The organism is Streptomyces sp. KPB2 (genome assembly GCF_003950055.1).
In the GTDB taxonomy this organism is placed as follows: Bacteria; Actinomycetota; Actinomycetes; order Streptomycetales; family Streptomycetaceae; genus Streptomyces; species Streptomyces salinarius.
On the sequence record NZ_CP034353.1, the window covers coordinates 5768495 to 5783743 of the forward strand.

Sequence of the window (15249 nt, forward strand, 5' to 3'; positions counted from 1 at the left end):
ACCGGCGGTCAGCGACGGCCGAGGCGGTTGGCGACGGCGTGGCCGACGAAGAGGTAGACGACCGCGGCCAGTCCGTAGCCGGCGACGACCCGGGCCCACGCCTCGTCGAACGTGAAGAGGTCGTGCGACCAGCCGGCCAGCCAGTCGGCCGCGTCATGGACGAACCGCACCAGGTCGTTGGCCCGGTTGGCGTCCAACAGGTACATCAGGATCCACAGGCCGAGGATGAAGGCCATGATGTCCGCGACGATCGCGACGGCCCGGCCGGCGGAGGTGGAACCGCTGTATCCAGACATGCCTTCCGTATGGCCCCGCAGGGCCGGAGGAAACCTACGCCGACGGCCCTGCTTCCGGAACTGGTTCCGGAAGCAGGGCCGTTGAGGTGCCGGCGGCGTCGGCGTCGTCAGCCGCGCTGGATGCCCGAGGTGTCCTGGAGGACGCCGCGGCGGCCGTCCTGGGTCTGGGCGACCAGGTTGGCGCCGCGCTGCTCGACGGCCAGGTACCAGGTACCCGGGGCCAGCTCGGCGATCGGGGTCGGCGAGCCGTCCTCCGCGAACAGCGGACGCGGCACCGGCACGGCGAACCAGAACGGGGAGAAGTCCCCGGCCGGCTGCGCCTGGGCCTGCTGCGGCGCCTGCGGCTGACCGGGCTGCGGCTGCCCCGGCTGCGGCTGGCCCGGCTGCGGCTGGCCGCCGAAGGACGGACCGGGCTGACCCGGCTGTCCGGGCTGGCCGCCGTACGGCTGCTGCTGGGCGCCCGGGTAGCCGTAGCCGCCCTGGGGCTGGCCGCCGTAGGGCTGCGGCGCGGCCGGACGGGCGGCCGGGACCAGGGTGCCCTTGAGGGCGGGGAGCAGCGGGGTGGCCACGGCCGCGGCGGCCATGACCAGCGTGGCGACGAGGGCGAGGATCAGGCCGATGCCGGCGCTGACGCTGTCCAGGCCGCCGTCGTTGTCGAAGGCCCCCGCCGGGTCGAAGATGTTGCCGAGCGCGCACCACGCGGCGAACACCGTGAACGCGATGCCGAACTGGCCGAGGTCGAGACCGGCCACCTTCCTGGGCTGCGGCATGGCGTGGCTCACGACGACGAGCGCGGCGCCGATCACACCCGCGAGGACGACACCGAGCACGACCGGGCCACTGCCCCACAGGGTGGGGATGTCGGCGCTGTCCGGCGCACCTTCGATCGAGTAGATGTCGAGGAACGACGCGATCAACAGCAACACCGCTGCTCCGATCACCACGCCGTCGCCTCGAGTGAGGGAGCGGATATTCACTTCAGGTCCTTCGTAGGTCGTCTCGTCGTCGGTAGAGGCGTCGCTGTCACGATGGCGCCGAAAGGTTCCGGTGTGAAGCGCGGGGGTGGCCCCTCATCGTACGGACGACACTATCGTCCACAGGTCGGGGCTGTCCGCAGGGATCGGGACGCGGGCCCTCACCCGCGCAGGAAACTCACGATTCCCTCAGACATCCCCTCCGCCGCCTTCTGCCGCCAACTGCCGCTGGTCAGCAGCGCCGCGTCCGTGCCGTCCCGCATGTTGCCGCACTCGATGAACACCTTGGGAACCGTTGACAGATTGAGACCACCCAGGTCCGTGCGCGTGACCAGGCCGGTGCCGTCGCCGAGGTAGTTGGAGGGCGCGGAGCCCGTGACGCGCACGAAGGCGCCCGCGACGTTCTTGCCCAGTTCGGCGGAGGGCGCCACGATGGCGCGGGTGTCCGCGGCGCCCTCGTGCACGGAGCCCGGCATGATCACGTGGAAGCCGCGGTTGCCCGCCCCCGACCCGTCGGCGTGGATCGAGATGGCGGCGTCGGCCTTCGCCTCGTTGCCGATCCGGGCCCGCTCGTCCACGCAGGGGCCGTACGAACGGTCGCCGTCCTGAGTCAATTTCACGGTCGCGCCCTGCTTCTCCAGCAGGTCGCGCAGCCGGTGGGCCACGTCGAGGGTGAACTTGGCCTCCGGCCAGCCCGCGTTGGTGGCCGTGCCCGTCGTGTCGCACTCCTTCCAGTGCGTGCCGACGTTCACCTTGCGGTTGATCTCGGACGCGTGCCGGAAGTTGGCGGGGTTGTGGCCGGGGTCGATGACGACGACCTTGCCCTTGAGGGGGCCCGGGGCGGCGGGCCGGGAGGCGGAGGGCTTCTTGGACGTGGGGGCGGGGGAGGAGCCCGCGGGCTTCTTGCCGTCGGCCTCGCCCGGGGCCGCGGAAGCACCGGCGGACGGCGCCGCCGACGTCCGTACGGCGCCCGCGCGGTCGGCGCCGCCCCCGTCGCCGTCGTCAGGGCCGCCGACCGCCGCGTACACCCCCCACCCGAGCAGCGCCCCGGGCACGAGCGCGGCGACCGCCACGGTCAGGGGACGGCGCAGCGGGGAGCGGCGGGGCTGGGGAGGTTCGAAGTCCGGGCCTGTGTACGACACGTCAGCGACTCTAACCGCGCCCTCAGATACCCGCGCCGGTTCGCCGCAGGACGCGCAGTGAGTCGGTCGCCGAGACCTCGGTGAACGCGCCGGACGCCAGCGCCCTGAGGTAGACGCGGTACGGGGCCTGGCCGGTGAACTCGTCGGCCGGGTCCGGGAAGACGTCGTGGATGACCAGCAGGCCGCCGTCGGCCACGTGCGGGGCCCAGCCCTCGTAGTCGGCGGTCGCGTGCTCGTCGGTGTGGCCGCCGTCCACGAAGACGAGGCCCAGCGGGGAGTTCCAGACCGCGGCGACCTGCGGGGAGCGGCCGACCAGGGCGACCACGTGCTCCTCCAGGCCCGCCCGGTGCAGGGTGCGGCGGAAGGTGGGCAGGGTGTCCATCACGCCCAGCTCCGGATCGACCGTCTCCGGGTCGTGGTAGTCCCAGCCCGGCTGCTGCTCCTCGCTGCCCCGGTGGTGGTCGACGGTGAGCGCGGTGACCCCGGCCCGGCGGGCCGCGTCCGCGAGCAGCACGGTGGAACGCCCGCAGTACGTGCCGACCTCCAGCAGCGGCAGCCCGAGCCCGCCCGCCTCCACGGCGGCGGCGTACAGCGCGTGGCCCTCGTGCGCGGGCATGAACCCCTTCGCGGCCTCGAAGGCGGCCAGGACGTCGGGGGACGGGGTGGGGGAGGAGGCGGAGGCGGAGGCGGAGGCGGGGGCCGCGGTCATGGGGGCCTTTCGGTGGTCGTGCGTCGTGCGTCGTGCGTCGAACGTCGATCGTCGTGCGTGGTGCCCGATGCGGGTGTGCCGGCGCCCCATGCTGCCGTACCCCCCTGCCGCGTGCCGCGACAGGGGGGTTCGGGGTGGGTGCGGGTCAGGCCGGGACCGTCTCGCCCGGCAGGGAGAGGTCCAGGTCGACCGGACGGTCGCCGCCGTGGGTCGCCGCGTGGGCGAGCGGGGCGTGGCCCGCGGCACGGGCGGCCAGGACGTACGGGCCCCGGGCGGGCACGGCGACGGCGTAGCTGCCGTCCCCCGCGGAGAGGGTCGCGCCCGCCTGGCGACCGTGCCGGTCGATCAGCGTCACCTTGGCACGGGCGACCGGAGCGCCGTCGGCGGCCAGCACCCGGCCGCGGAAGCCGTGCGCGGGCCCCTCCCCGGCGCCGGCGAGGGCCTGCTCGGCGCGGGCCAGGTTGGCGTCCTCCTCGCTGCTCGCGCGCAGCTGGGAGACCCCCGCGGGACTGCGCCGCGGGAGAAAGAAGGCCAGCACCAGGCCGACGGCGACGGCGGCGGCCGCGATCAGGAAGGAGACGCGGAAGCCGTGCATCGTCGGGACGGCGACGCCGCCCGCGTCGGTCGACGTGTTGGCGAGCACCATGCCGATGACGGCGCTCGACACCGACGTACCGATGGACCGCATCAGGGTGTTGAGACCGTTGGCCGCGCCCGTCTCCGAGGCCGGGACCGCGCCGATGATCAGCGCGGGCAGGGAGGAGTAGGCGAGGCCGATGCCCGCGCCGATCAGCACCGAGGTGAGGACGGTCTGCCAGGCGGCGTTCATCAGACCGAGGCCGCCGGCGTAACCGATCCCGATGATCACCAGGCCGATGATCAGGGTGGTGCGCGGGCCGTAGCGGGCGGACAGACGGGCGTAGACCGGCGCCGTGAACATCATCGTCAGGCCCAGCGGGGCCACGCACAGGCCCGCGACGACCATCGACTGACCGAGGCCGTAACCGGTCCCGGTGGGCAGCTGGAGGAGCTGCGGCAGGACGAGGGAGATGACGAAGAAGGAGACGCCGACCATGATCGAGGCGAGGTTGGTGAGCAGGACCTCGCGGCGGGCCGTGGTGCGCAGGTCGACCAGCGGGGCCGCGACGCGCAGCTCCATCAGGCCCCACAGGAGCAGGACCACGACGGCGGCGCCGAACAGGCCGAGCGTGGTGGGCGACGACCAGCCCCAGTCGCTGCCCTTGCTGATCGGCAGCAGGAAGAGGATCAGACCGGCGGACAGGCCCAGCGCGCCCGGCAGGTCGAAGGACCCCTTGGCGCGCAGCGGGGACTCCGGTACGACCAGCAGGGTCAGGGCGATGGAGAGGACACCGAGGCCGGCGGCGCCGAAGTACAGGGCGTGCCAGTCGGTGTGCTGGGCGACCAGGGCGGCGGCGGGCAGCGCCAGACCGCCGCCGACGCCGATCGAGGAGCTCATCAGCGCCATCGCCGAGCCGAGCCGCTCACGGGGCAGCATGTCGCGCATCAGTCCGATGCCCAGGGGTATCGCGCCCATCGCGAAGCCCTGCAGGGTACGGCCGACGATCATCGGGATCAGCGCGTCGGTGAGCGCGCTGAGCAGCGCGCCGACGACCATCACCGACAGGCTGGCGATCAGCATGCGGCGCTTGCCGAACAGGTCGCCGAGTCGGCCCATGATCGGCGTGGCCACGGCTCCGGACAGGAGCGTGGAGGTCAGGACCCAGGTGGCGTTGCTGGGTGAGGTGTCCAGGAGTCGGGGCAGGTCCTTGATGACCGGGACGAGCAGGGTCTGCATCACCGCGACGACGATGCCCGCGAACGCGAGCACCGGGACGGTGGCCCCGCTCGCTCGCCGCACGGGCTCGTCGGTCGTCGTGTGGGACATGGGGTGGGGCCTCCAGGCCGGAAATCGGTGAACGCGTTGGATCGTGGGTACGTGCAGGCTGAACCTCGTGCGCCCGGGCAACTATTCCGTTGCTTCGAGTCCCTAACTAATTCTTGACCTTCTCTTGGGAACACCCCTGCACGCGGTTCACCGGCCGGTCGCCCGTGCCTCGGACCTCCGTCGCCTAGGACTCGGGTCCTAGGACGGCCCGGGACGGGCGCGGGACCAAAAACCGATGCAAGGGGCAGACCCGGGTTGAGACCATGACACCCATGCTCGAAGCCACCGGCCCCGCCTCCACCCCCTCCACGCCGACCCGCCGCATATCCGCGCGCCGCACGCCTCCGACCTGGCTGGTCGTGGTGCTCGCCTGCGCCGGACAGTTCCTGGTCGTGCTCGACGTGTCCGTCGTCAACGTCGCCCTGCCCTCGATGCGCACCGACCTCGGACTCGGCGCCCAGGGCCTCCAGTGGGTGGTCAACGCCTACGCCATCGCCTTCGCCGGGTTCATGCTGCTCGGCGGCCGGGCCGGCGACCTGTACGGGCGCAAGCGGATGTTCCTGGTCGGCCTCGGGCTCTTCACCCTGGCCTCGCTGGGCGGCGGGTTCGCCCAGGAGAGCTGGCAGCTGCTGGCCGCACGGGCCGTGCAGGGCCTCGGCGCGGCCGTACTCGCCCCCTCGACGCTGACGCTGCTGACCGCCGCGGTGCCGGAGGGCGCGGCCCGGGCCCGCGCCATCGCGACCTGGACCGCGGTGGGCGCGGGCGGCGGTGCCGCGGGCGGTCTGGTGGGCGGCGTCCTGGTGGACGGGCTGTCCTGGCGCTGGGTGCTGCTGATCAACGTGCCGGTGGGCGCGGTCGTGCTGGCCGGCGCCGTGCGCTGGCTGACCGAGAGCCGGGGCGGCGAGCGCCGCCGCCTCGACCTGCCGGGCGCCCTGCTGGTGACCACAGGGCTCGCCACGCTGGCCTACGGCATCTCGCAGACCGAGTCCGAGGGGTGGACGGCGGGCGCCGCGCTGCTGCCGCTGCTCGCCGGCCTCGTCCTGCTCGGGCTCTTCCTCCTGGTCGAGGCGCGGACGGCGGCCCCGCTGATCCCGCTCGCGCTGCTGCGGCTGCGGTCGGTGGCGTCGGCGAACGTGGCGATGCTGGTGTCGGGCTCGTCGATGTTCTCGATGTGGTTCTTCATGACCCTGTACACGCAGAACGTCCTGGGCTACTCCCCGCTGGAGGCCGGCCTCGCCCTGGTGCCCAGCTCCTTCGCGGTGATCCTCGGCTCGAAGGCGGCCCCGCGGTTCCTGCCGGTGCTCGGGGCCCGGAACGTGGCCGTGCTCGGCGCGCTCGTCGCCGCGGTCGGCTTCGGCTGGCAGTCGACGATGACCGCGGACGGCGGCTATCTGACCGCGATCATGATTCCCGGCGTGCTGATGATGCTGGGCGCGGGCCTGACGGCCACCCCGCTGGCCTCGCTGGCCATCTCCGGCGCGGCCCCCGGGGACGCCGGACTGGTCTCCGGGCTGATCAACACCTCGCGGACGATGGGCGGTTCGCTGGGACTCGCGGTGATGTCGACGATCGCGGCGGCCCGCTCCGGGGGCGAGCACGCGGACCCGGCGGCCCTGACGGACGGCTACGCCCTGGTCTTCCGCACGGCGACGGCGGTCCTGGTCGTGGCGGCCGTACTGATGTGGGCATGGCTGCCGAAGACACACGCGAAGGATTGAACGCGCGCGGAGGGACGCCCCGAAGGGACGCCCCGCAGGGGCGCTCCCAAGGGGCGCGGGGAACTGCGCGAGCAACCCCCACCGGCCCGCGGCCGACGAACCACCGCAACCCACCCCCCGCTCAGACCCACCCCCGCTGCCGAGCCGCGCGCAGCGCCTCCGCCCGGTTGCGGGTACCGGTCTTGCCGATCGCGGCGGACAGATAGTTGCGGACCGTGGACTCGGACAGATGCAGCACCGCGGCGATGTCCGCGACCGTCGCACCGTCCGCCGAGGCCCGCAGCACGTCGCACTCCCGGCCGGTGAGCGGACTGGGCCCCGCGCTGAGCGCGGCCGCGGCCAGCGCCGGGTCGACGACCGTCTCACCGGCCAGCACCCGGCGGATCGCGCCGGCCAGCTCCTCCACCGGGCCGTCCTTCACCAGGAAACCGGCGGCACCCGCGTCCATGGCCCGCCTCAGGTACCCGGGGCGGCCGAAGGTGGTCAGGATCAGCACCCGGCAGCCGGGCACCCGCTCCCGCAGCTCGGCGGCGGCGTCCAGGCCGCTCAGGCCCGGCAGTTCGATGTCGAGCAGGGCGATGTCGGGGCGGTGGGCGAGCGCGGCGGCGACGATCTCGTCCCCGGCCGCCACCTGCGCGACCACCTCGATGTCCGCCTCCATCCCGAGCAGCAGCGCGAGCGCGCCGCGCATCATGCCCTGGTCCTCGGCGAGGAGGACGCGGACGGGGTGGCTGCGGGGAGTCTCGTCGGTCACGGGGCAAGGTTAGGACGCACCGGCCGTGCGGACGCACGAAGGCCCGGGCGGCTGCCGTACTGAGGGCCCGCGGCGGCCGACGAAAGGTCCGGGCGCCGGGTCCGGGGCGCCGGCCCGGCAGCTACGCCAGTGCGTCCACCGGCCGTTCCTCTTCCCGCACCGGAAGCTCCGCCGTCACCGAGAAGCCGCCCCGCGGCTCCACCCCCGCCGTGAGCGAACCACCCGCCGTGGCCAGGCGTTCCGTGAGGCCGGTCAGGCCCGTGCCCGGACCCTGCGTCTGGCCCGCCACGCCCGTGCCGTCGTCCGTGACCGTCAGCCGCACCCGGTCCGCACCGCCCGAGACCGCGATCTCGCAGCGGCTCGCGCCGCTGTGCCGTACGACGTTGGTGACCGCCTCCCGCACCACCCACCCCAGCAGCGCCTCCGTCTGCGGCGGCAGCGGCGGGCCGGAGCGGCGGACCACCGCCTCCACGTCCGCCGCGTCCAGTGCCGAACGGGCCCGGTCCAGCTCGGTGCCGAGGCTGCCCTCCCGGTAGCCGGTGACCGCCTCGCGGACCTCGGTCAGCGCCTGGCGGCCGACCGACTCGATGTCCGTGATCTGGGTCAGCGCCGCGTCCAGGTCCCGGGGCGCCAGCCGGCGGGCGGCCTCCGACTTGACCACGATCACCGACAGTGTGTGCCCCAGCAGGTCGTGCAGGTCGCGCGAGAACCGCAGCCGTTCCTCCGCCACCGCGCGGGTGGCCAGTTCCTCCCGGGCGGCGCGCAGTTGCCGTACGGCGTCGGACAGGCTCAGGATCGCGGCCGTCACCATCGTCGACAGGAAGGTCGCGTAGGCGATGTTCAGGCCGTCCCAGCCCTCCCGGACACCGGCCACGACACCCGCCACCACCGCCAGCGACCAGCCCCACCGGCCCAGCCACCGGCCGCGCAGCGCCGCCCCCGCAGCGAGGCCCAGCAGCGGGAAGAACAGCAGCCAGCTGCCGCCGTACGCGAGCGCCAGCGCGCAGGTCACCACCGCCATCGCGGCCAGTGCCAGCCGCGTGTTCAGCGACTCCCGCAAGGTCTTGTGGAAGGAGCGGAAGGCGACGTGGATGTAGAGCGAGTTGAAGACGATCAGCCCCGCGCCGCCGATCCACGGGTTGGCGCTGTTCCCCTGGAAGATGTTCGCCAGGCTGCCGAGGCCCATCAGCAGCCACGGCAGCAGGGTGAATCCGGTCGGCGGAGGGCCGACGCGCTCCGGCCGTTCGCCGCCCTGGGCCGGTTCGGATTCGGGCTCGGGCTGCCGTGCCAGCTGCCACGCGTCCAGGCGGTGCGACATCCTGCGCAGCCGCCCTCGGGTCCCGGTCATGGCTGTCGGCTTCCTTCCGCTCGGGCGCACCGGGCGCTCAGTCGTTTCCCGCGCCGCGGCGGTAGGACAGGACGGCGTACGCACCGAACGCCAGCAGCCATCCCGCCAGGACGAGGATTCCACCCGCGGGCGGTGCCTGCCCCGTGGCCACCGAAGTGCCCAGCTCGGCGAAGCGGTTGCTCGGAGTGAACCCCGACACCGTGCGCAGCCACTCCGGGAACAGCGCCAGCGGGAACCACAGGCCCCCGATCACCGCGAGGCCCAGGTTGGCCACCATGTTCGCCACGCCCGTGGTCTGCCCGGTCAGCCGGTAGCCGTTGCCGAGCCCCAGCAGCGTGAACGGCACCGACCCGAGCCAGAGCAGCAGCGCCAGCGCCGCCCACTGCCAGGCGTCCAGCCGTACGCCGTTGATCAGGCCGCCCGCGCCGAGCACCGCCGCGATCGCGGGCAGCACGGTGACGGAGGAGGTCAGGGCGCGGCCCACGACCACCTGGTGCGGCAGCATCGGCGTCACCCGCAGCTGCCGCAGCCACCCGATCGCCCGGTCCTCGGCGACCCCGCCGCCGGTGTTCAGGGCCGAGCCGACCGCGCCGTACGCGGCCATGCCGACCATCGCACCCGTCTTCCACTCGCCCGTGTCGTCCCCGAGGTTGGTGAACAGCAGGTACATCAGGACCGGCATGGCGATGCCGCCGATCACGAAGCCGGGATCGCGCAGCGTACGGCGCGTCTCCAGGACCAGGTAGTCCCTCATCGCATGCTCTCCTTCTCCGGTGCGGGTGCGGGTGTCGCGGGCGCCGGCGCGGGTGCCGGCACCGGGGTCGTCAGGGCCAGGAACGCGTCGTCCAGGGACGCGGGGGAGACCTCCAGGCCGCGAATCGCGCCGAGTTCCGCGAGGGCGATCACGGTCGCGTCGGAGTCGTCGGTGCGCAGCAGCGCACGGTCCCCGCGCACCTCCAGCGAGCGGACCCCGGGCAGCAGCGTCAGGTCGTCGGTGGGCCGGCCGGCCAGGTCGAAGGAGACGCGGCTGCCGCCCGCCGCCCGGCGCAACTCGTCGCCGGTGCCGTCCGCGACGACGCGGCCCCGGTCGACGACCAGGATCCGGTCGGCGTGCGCGTTGGCCTCCTCCAGGTAGTGCGTGGAGAAGAGGACCGTGCTGCCACCCCGGGTGTAGGCCCGCATCGACTGCCAGAAGGCGTGCCGGGCCTCCACGTCCAGGGCCGCCGTCGGCTCGTCCAGGACCAGCAGGTCGGGGCGGCCGGCCAGCGCGAGGGCGAACCGCACCCGCTGGACCTGGCCGCCGGACAGCCGGTCCACGCGCCGCCCGGCCAACGCGGCGATCCCCGCCAGCTCCAGGGCCTGCCCGACGGGCATCGGCGCCGGATAGCGGCCGGCCACGAAGGCGACCAGCTCGCCCACGGTGACCCGGGGGACCGCCCGCGCCTCCTGGAGCATGGCCCCCACCCGGCCGGCGCGCACGGCACTCTCCGGAGGACCGCCGAACAGCTCCACCGTGCCCGCGTCGGGCGGGCGCAGGCCGAGCAGCAGCGCGATCGCCGTCGACTTGCCCGCGCCGTTGCGGCCGAGCAGCGCGACGGTCTCGCCGCGCTCGATGCGCAGGTCCATGCCGTCGACGGCGCGGACGTCGCCGTACGCCTTGGCCGCCCCCGCGAAGGAGACGGCGGGGGTGGTGCCCTCTGTCGGTGTCATGCCGATGACGCTACGGAGCCGGCGGGGGCCTACGGCAGATGCGGTTGTCCGGAGATCGGCAGGACAAATGTCATGGGTGGCGGGCGTCCCGTACGGTGACCGGGACAGCAGGGACGCGGGGGAGACGAGCCGGGAGAGCCATGCCCATCGACGCAGCCGGGGCGCTCGCCGCCGCACCCCGGGTCCGCGAGATCGCCTGGGACCACAAGGACGTCCAGCTCTACCACCTCGGCATCGGCGCGGGCCGGCCCGCCACCGACCCCGGCGAGCTGCGCTACACCCTGGAGTCCCGGCTGCACGTGCTGCCGAGCTTCGCGACGGTGGCCGGCGGCGGCGCCCCGGGAGTGATCGGCACCCTGTCCGTGCCCGGCGTCGACGTCGACCTCGCCCGCGTCCTGCACGCCGGGCAGCGGCTGCGGCTGCACCGGCCCGCCGTCCCGGTGCGGGGCAGGGCGAGGGCGTCCTCACGCGTCGTCGCCGTGTACGACAAGGGCAGCGCGGCCGTCCTCGTCCTGCGCACCGAGGTCACCGACGCCGACGGACCGCTGTGGACCGACGAGGCCGAGGTCTTCGTCCGCGGGGAAGGCGGCTGGGGCGGTGAGCGGGGCCCGTCCGGACGCCCCTCGCCACCGCCCGCCGAGCCGGCGGACCACGTCGTCGAACGCGCCGTGCGCGAGGACCAGGCCCTGCTCTACCGGCTCTCCGGCGACTGGAACCCCCTGCACGCCGACCCGGAGTTCGCCGCGCGCGCCGGCTTCGAGCGGCCCGTCCTGCACGGGCTGTGCACGTACGGCGCCACGCTCAAGGCGGTCGTCGACACGCTGCTGGACGGCGACGTGACCCGGGTGCGCGGGTACCGCACGCGGTTCGCGGGGGTGGTGTACCCGGGGGAGACGCTGCGGGTGCGGATGTGGCGGGCCACCGGATCGGACGGCGGCGGGCCGGACGGCGGCGTGCCGGACGTCGGTGGGTCGGACGGCGGCGGCGCGGGGGAGGCGCGAGTGGTCGTGAGCGTCGTGGAGCGCGGCGACGCGCCCGTCCTCGACGACACGGTCGTCCGGTACGGGTAGGGCGGAGGCGGTGCCGCGGGGCACGACAACGGCCCCGCCCGTCGGATGCGACGAACGGGGCCGGAGCCGCGTGCTTTTGTGTGTGCCTGTGCCTGGTCCGTGCCGTCAGGCGGCCGTCCCGGACTCCTCGGCAGGCTTGCGGTGGCGGCCCTGCGGAGTCGCCTCGCCCTCCTGGCTGGAGACCGGTCCACGGTGCTTGCCGTGACCGGCGTCGATCTCGGAAACGTCGGCACCGGCGGCCTGCATCGGCTGGGTCGTGCTGGCGTCGTTCATCGGAAGGAATTCACCCCGTCAACATGATCTTTCCTACAGCCGGGCGAGTCTAACCGGCACACCTCGGGACGGATCCAGGCGGCCACGCCAACCGGCACTACTTCGTTACAAGCCGTGCCAGCGGGGCCTGTTGCAGCGGTACGGGGCGCGGCTGGGCGGCGGCGGGAGTGTCCGCCGTACCGGGGTCGTCGCCGGGCTCGCCCGGAGTCGTCGCCTCCGGATTCCCGGGCCGCTCGCCGTCCGTACCGCTGGCCGCACCAGTGCCGGCCGCACCGCCGGTGCCACCCGCGCCGCCAGTGCCACCCGCGCCGTCAGTGCCACCGGCACCGCTGGTGCCCCCCGCACCGCCGGTGCCACCCGCGCCGTTCGTGTGACCTGCACCGTCCGCGCCACCCGCTCCGTGCGCTCCGTCCGCTAGGTCCGCGCCACCCGCGTCGGCGGTGTCCGGTGCGACCAGCCGGGCCACCCCGCACGGCGACCGCGGTGTGGAGCAGGGCAGCCGCAGCTCCCCGTCCGGGGTCCACAGCCCGGCCCCCGTCAACCACCCCTCCGGCGCCGGAAGATGACGCACCTTCCGTTCGGCGGGCCGCCACACCCCGACCCAGCTGCCGAACGCGCCGTCCACGCGCAGGGCCACCGCGCAGCGTTCCGGGGTCAGCACCTGCCCCGGCTGGACGGCGAACGGCGTCACGACGCAGTCCGGCATCCGCAGGCACTCCGGGAAGCGCACCGGCAGCGTGCTGCCCAGCACGCCCCAGCCGAGCCGCTCCCGCCCCGGCGAAGGGGCGTCCGAGCCGATGAGCACCAGCCCGCTGTCGGGGTCGGCCAGCAGCAGCCGGTCGTCGCTGTCCGGGGCGATCTGCAGCAGCGGCGACACCTCGCCGTCCCGCTCCAGGTCCACCACGACCGCCTTGGTGCGCCCGCCGGTCTCCCGGTCCACCGCGAGCATCCGTCCCGTGCGGTCCAGCCAGGCCCCGCCCGAGCAGCGGCCGGGGATCTCGGCCACCCGCTCCGGCCCGAAGGCGCCGCCCGCGATCCGCCACAGCACCGTCGCACGCGGACCGGCCGCGAGGGCGTACGCCCGCTCGCCGCCCGGAACCGGAGGCAGCAGCCGCATCCCGGTGCTGTCGGCCGGGCACTCGACCGCGCCGAGCGGCAGCTCGCCGGTGCCGGGCCCGGTCGGGTACAGCAGCGCGAAAAGGTGCCGGCCGGCCGCCACCCGGTGGACCAGGACCCGCCCGTCCCCCATCGGCTGCACCTCGGTGCCGGGCTCCTCGGGCTGGTTGCCCGGCAGCGGCACCGCGTACGGCTCGGGACCGTCCAGGGTCCAGCGCTCGGGGTACCAGGCCGCACCGCCGCCACCGCCGCTCCGGGCGAGACGCGCGGCGTAGGCACCCTCCGCGGTGATGCTGCAGCCCACCGGCGGGGCCCCGCCGTCGCCGGGGTCCGCCGAGGGCTCGATCGCACAGGCCGTCATCGTTCGGTCACCTCCGGCGACGAAGCTAGTTTTCGCACGCACGGGCGTGGGACCGGCGCCGGTTCCCATCACACATACGTGTGTCACAGGAACGATTCGCCTGAGGGAAGGGCACGGTGTGTGCTGGGCCGGACCGGACGGCGGGGGTGCGGCAGAGGGGCGCGGCAGAGGGGCGCGGCAGAGGGGCGCGGCAGAGGGGCGCGGCAGAGGGGCGCGGCAGAGGGTTGCGGCTGCGGGTACAACGGCGCAGAACCTCCAGGTAGCCTTGCACGCGTGCCCCGTCTGTCAGAAGTCATCGCCGCGCTGGACAACCTGTGGCCCGCCGAGCGGGCCGAGTCCTGGGACGCGGTCGGCACCGTCGTGGGCGACCCCGACCAGGAGGTCACGCGGGTCCTGTTCGCGGTGGACCCCGTCCAGGAGATCGTCGACGAGGCGGTGAAGCTCGGCGCCGACCTGCTCGTCACCCACCACCCGCTGTATCTGCGCGGGACGACGACGGTCGCGGCGTCCACCTTCAAGGGCCGTGTGGTGCACACCCTGATCAAGAACGACATCGCCCTGCACGTCGCCCACACCAACGCCGACACCGCCGACCCGGGCGTCTCCGACGCGCTGGCCGGCGCCCTCGACCTGAACGTCGTAGGGCCGCTGGTGCCGGACCCGACCGACCCCGAGGGGCGTCGCGGTCTGGGCCGGGTGTGCGAGCTGCGGCATCCGCTGACGGTGCGCGAGCTGGCCGCCCGCGCCGCCGAGCGGCTGCCCGCCACGGTGCAGGGCATCCGCGTCGCCGGCGACCCGGACGCGACCGTGCGCACGGTCGCCGTCAGCGGCGGCTCCGGCGACAGCCTCTTCGACCACGTACGGGCGGCGGGCGTCGACGCCTTCCTCACCGCGGACCTCCGCCACCACCCCGTGTCCGAAGCCCGCGCCCACAGCCCCCTCGCGCTGCTCGACGCGGCGCACTGGGCCACCGAGTGGCCCTGGTGCGAGCTGGGCGCGGCCCAGCTCGACGAGATCTCCGACCGCAACGGCTGGGACCTCAGGGTCCACGTCTCGAAGACGGTCACCGACCCCTGGACCGCCCACGCGGCGTCCGCCCCGACCTCTAGCGCAATGGGAGCCCCCAACTGAAAGCCGCGCCCGCCGACCAGATCCGCCTCCTCGACGTCCAGGGCCTCGACACGCGGCTCCAGCAGCTCGCGCACAAGCGCCGGTCCCTGCCCGAGCACGCCGAGATCGAGTCGCTGACCAAGGACCACACCCAGCTGCGCGACCTGCTCGTGGCCGCGCAGACCGAGGAGAGCGACTGCGCCCGCGAGCAGACCAAGGCCGAGCAGGACGTGGACCAGGTGCGCCAGCGCGCCGGCCGCGACCAGCAGCGTCTGGACTCCGGCGCCGTCACCTCCCCGAAGGACCTGGAGAACCTCCAGCGCGAGATCGCCTCCCTCGCCAAGCGCCAGGGCGACCTCGAGGACGTCGTCCTGGAGGTGATGGAGCGCCGCGAGTCCGCGCAGGAGCGGGTCGCCGAGCTGACCGAGCGGGTCGGCGCGGTCCAGGGCAAGATCGACGACGCCACCGCGCGCCGTGACGCGGCCGTCGAGGAGCTGGACGGCGAGGCGGCCTCGGTGACCAAGGAGCGCGAGGTCGTCGCGGGCTCCGTCCCCGAGGACCTGCTGAAGCTCTACGACAAGCTGCGCGAGCAGCAGGGCGGCGTCGGCGCGGCCAAGCTGTACCAGCGCAGCTGCCAGGGGTGCCGCCAGGAGCTGGCCATCACCGAGCTGAGCGAGATCCGCGCGGCGGCGCCCGACACGGTCGTCCGCTGCGAGAACTGCCGCCGCATCCTGGTGCGCACGGCCGACTCCGGGCTGTAGG

15 protein-coding genes are annotated in these 15249 nt (G+C 74.3%); 4 read left to right on the plus strand and 11 right to left on the minus strand.

Annotated features, from left to right (window positions below):
- Window positions 1-8: 8 nt before the first annotated feature.
- From D1J63_RS25930 to D1J63_RS25950, 5 genes are all read right to left on the minus strand, one after another.
- The gene (locus tag D1J63_RS25930) at window positions 9-296 is read right to left on the minus strand and encodes a hypothetical protein (RefSeq protein ID WP_102932213.1); all 288 of its coding nucleotides are present in this window, start codon (window positions 294-296) and stop codon (window positions 9-11) included.
- 107 nt (window positions 297-403) lie between these two features.
- Complete coding sequence (locus D1J63_RS25935; protein WP_125632082.1) at window positions 404-1273, minus strand: DUF5336 domain-containing protein; 870 nt, start codon at window positions 1271-1273, stop codon at window positions 404-406.
- A 158-nt stretch (window positions 1274-1431) separates the two neighbouring features.
- Window positions 1432-2412, minus strand: coding sequence for an N-acetylmuramoyl-L-alanine amidase (locus D1J63_RS25940; protein WP_125632084.1), 981 nt, complete (start codon window positions 2410-2412; stop codon window positions 1432-1434).
- Window positions 2413-2434: 22 nt separating this feature from the next.
- Window positions 2435-3121, minus strand: coding sequence for a class I SAM-dependent methyltransferase (locus D1J63_RS25945; RefSeq protein ID WP_125632086.1), 687 nt, complete (start codon window positions 3119-3121; stop codon window positions 2435-2437).
- 145 nt (window positions 3122-3266) lie between these two features.
- Window positions 3267-5027 (minus strand): MFS transporter, encoded by a 1761-nt coding sequence (locus D1J63_RS25950; RefSeq protein ID WP_125632088.1) that lies wholly within the window; start codon window positions 5025-5027, stop codon window positions 3267-3269.
- Window positions 5028-5299: 272 nt separating this feature from the next.
- On the opposite strand from D1J63_RS25950, the gene D1J63_RS25955 reads away from it, so the two are divergent.
- Complete coding sequence (locus D1J63_RS25955) at window positions 5300-6745, plus strand: MFS transporter (RefSeq protein ID WP_164712978.1); 1446 nt, start codon at window positions 5300-5302, stop codon at window positions 6743-6745.
- 121 nt (window positions 6746-6866) lie between these two features.
- Here D1J63_RS25955 and D1J63_RS25960 read toward each other — a convergent pair whose 3' ends face one another.
- The 4 genes from D1J63_RS25960 to D1J63_RS25975 form a co-directional block, all read right to left on the minus strand.
- The gene (locus D1J63_RS25960) at window positions 6867-7499 is read right to left on the minus strand and encodes a response regulator transcription factor (RefSeq protein WP_125632092.1); all 633 of its coding nucleotides are present in this window, start codon (window positions 7497-7499) and stop codon (window positions 6867-6869) included.
- Between the two features lie 121 nt (window positions 7500-7620).
- Entirely contained in the window at window positions 7621-8847 is a 1227-nt protein-coding gene (locus D1J63_RS25965; RefSeq protein ID WP_125632095.1) for a sensor histidine kinase, read from the minus strand.
- Window positions 8848-8884: 37 nt separating this feature from the next.
- Window positions 8885-9601, minus strand: a complete 717-nt coding sequence (locus tag D1J63_RS25970) for an ABC transporter permease (protein WP_125632097.1) — start codon at window positions 9599-9601, stop codon at window positions 8885-8887.
- Window positions 9598-10557, minus strand: a complete 960-nt coding sequence (locus tag D1J63_RS25975) for an ABC transporter ATP-binding protein (protein ID WP_125632099.1) — start codon at window positions 10555-10557, stop codon at window positions 9598-9600. The genes D1J63_RS25970 and D1J63_RS25975 overlap by 4 nt, the downstream gene beginning before the upstream one ends.
- Window positions 10558-10697: 140 nt before the next feature.
- Here D1J63_RS25975 and D1J63_RS25980 point away from each other — a divergent pair, with 140 nt between their 5' ends.
- Window positions 10698-11627 carry a MaoC/PaaZ C-terminal domain-containing protein gene (locus tag D1J63_RS25980; protein WP_164712979.1) on the plus strand — a complete coding sequence of 310 codons (930 nt, stop codon included), beginning with the start codon at window positions 10698-10700 and terminating at the stop codon, window positions 11625-11627.
- Between the two features lie 105 nt (window positions 11628-11732).
- Here the strand turns inward: D1J63_RS25980 and D1J63_RS25985 are convergent, their stop codons facing one another.
- Together D1J63_RS25985 and D1J63_RS25990 are read right to left on the minus strand one after the other, a co-directional pair.
- Window positions 11733-11900, minus strand: a complete 168-nt coding sequence (locus D1J63_RS25985) for a hypothetical protein (RefSeq protein ID WP_102927449.1) — start codon at window positions 11898-11900, stop codon at window positions 11733-11735.
- Between the two features lie 97 nt (window positions 11901-11997).
- On the minus strand, window positions 11998-13377 hold the full coding sequence (locus tag D1J63_RS25990; RefSeq protein WP_125632103.1) for a hypothetical protein: 1380 nt from the start codon (window positions 13375-13377) through the stop codon (window positions 11998-12000).
- A gap of 273 nt (window positions 13378-13650) precedes the next feature.
- Here D1J63_RS25990 and D1J63_RS25995 point away from each other — a divergent pair, with 273 nt between their 5' ends.
- Window positions 13651-14508, plus strand: coding sequence for a Nif3-like dinuclear metal center hexameric protein (locus tag D1J63_RS25995; RefSeq protein ID WP_125632105.1), 858 nt, complete (start codon window positions 13651-13653; stop codon window positions 14506-14508).
- Complete coding sequence (locus D1J63_RS26000) at window positions 14505-15248, plus strand: C4-type zinc ribbon domain-containing protein (RefSeq protein ID WP_061445042.1); 744 nt, start codon at window positions 14505-14507, stop codon at window positions 15246-15248. Before D1J63_RS25995 ends, D1J63_RS26000 begins: the two co-directional genes overlap by 4 nt.
- Window position 15249 lies beyond the last annotated feature (1 nt).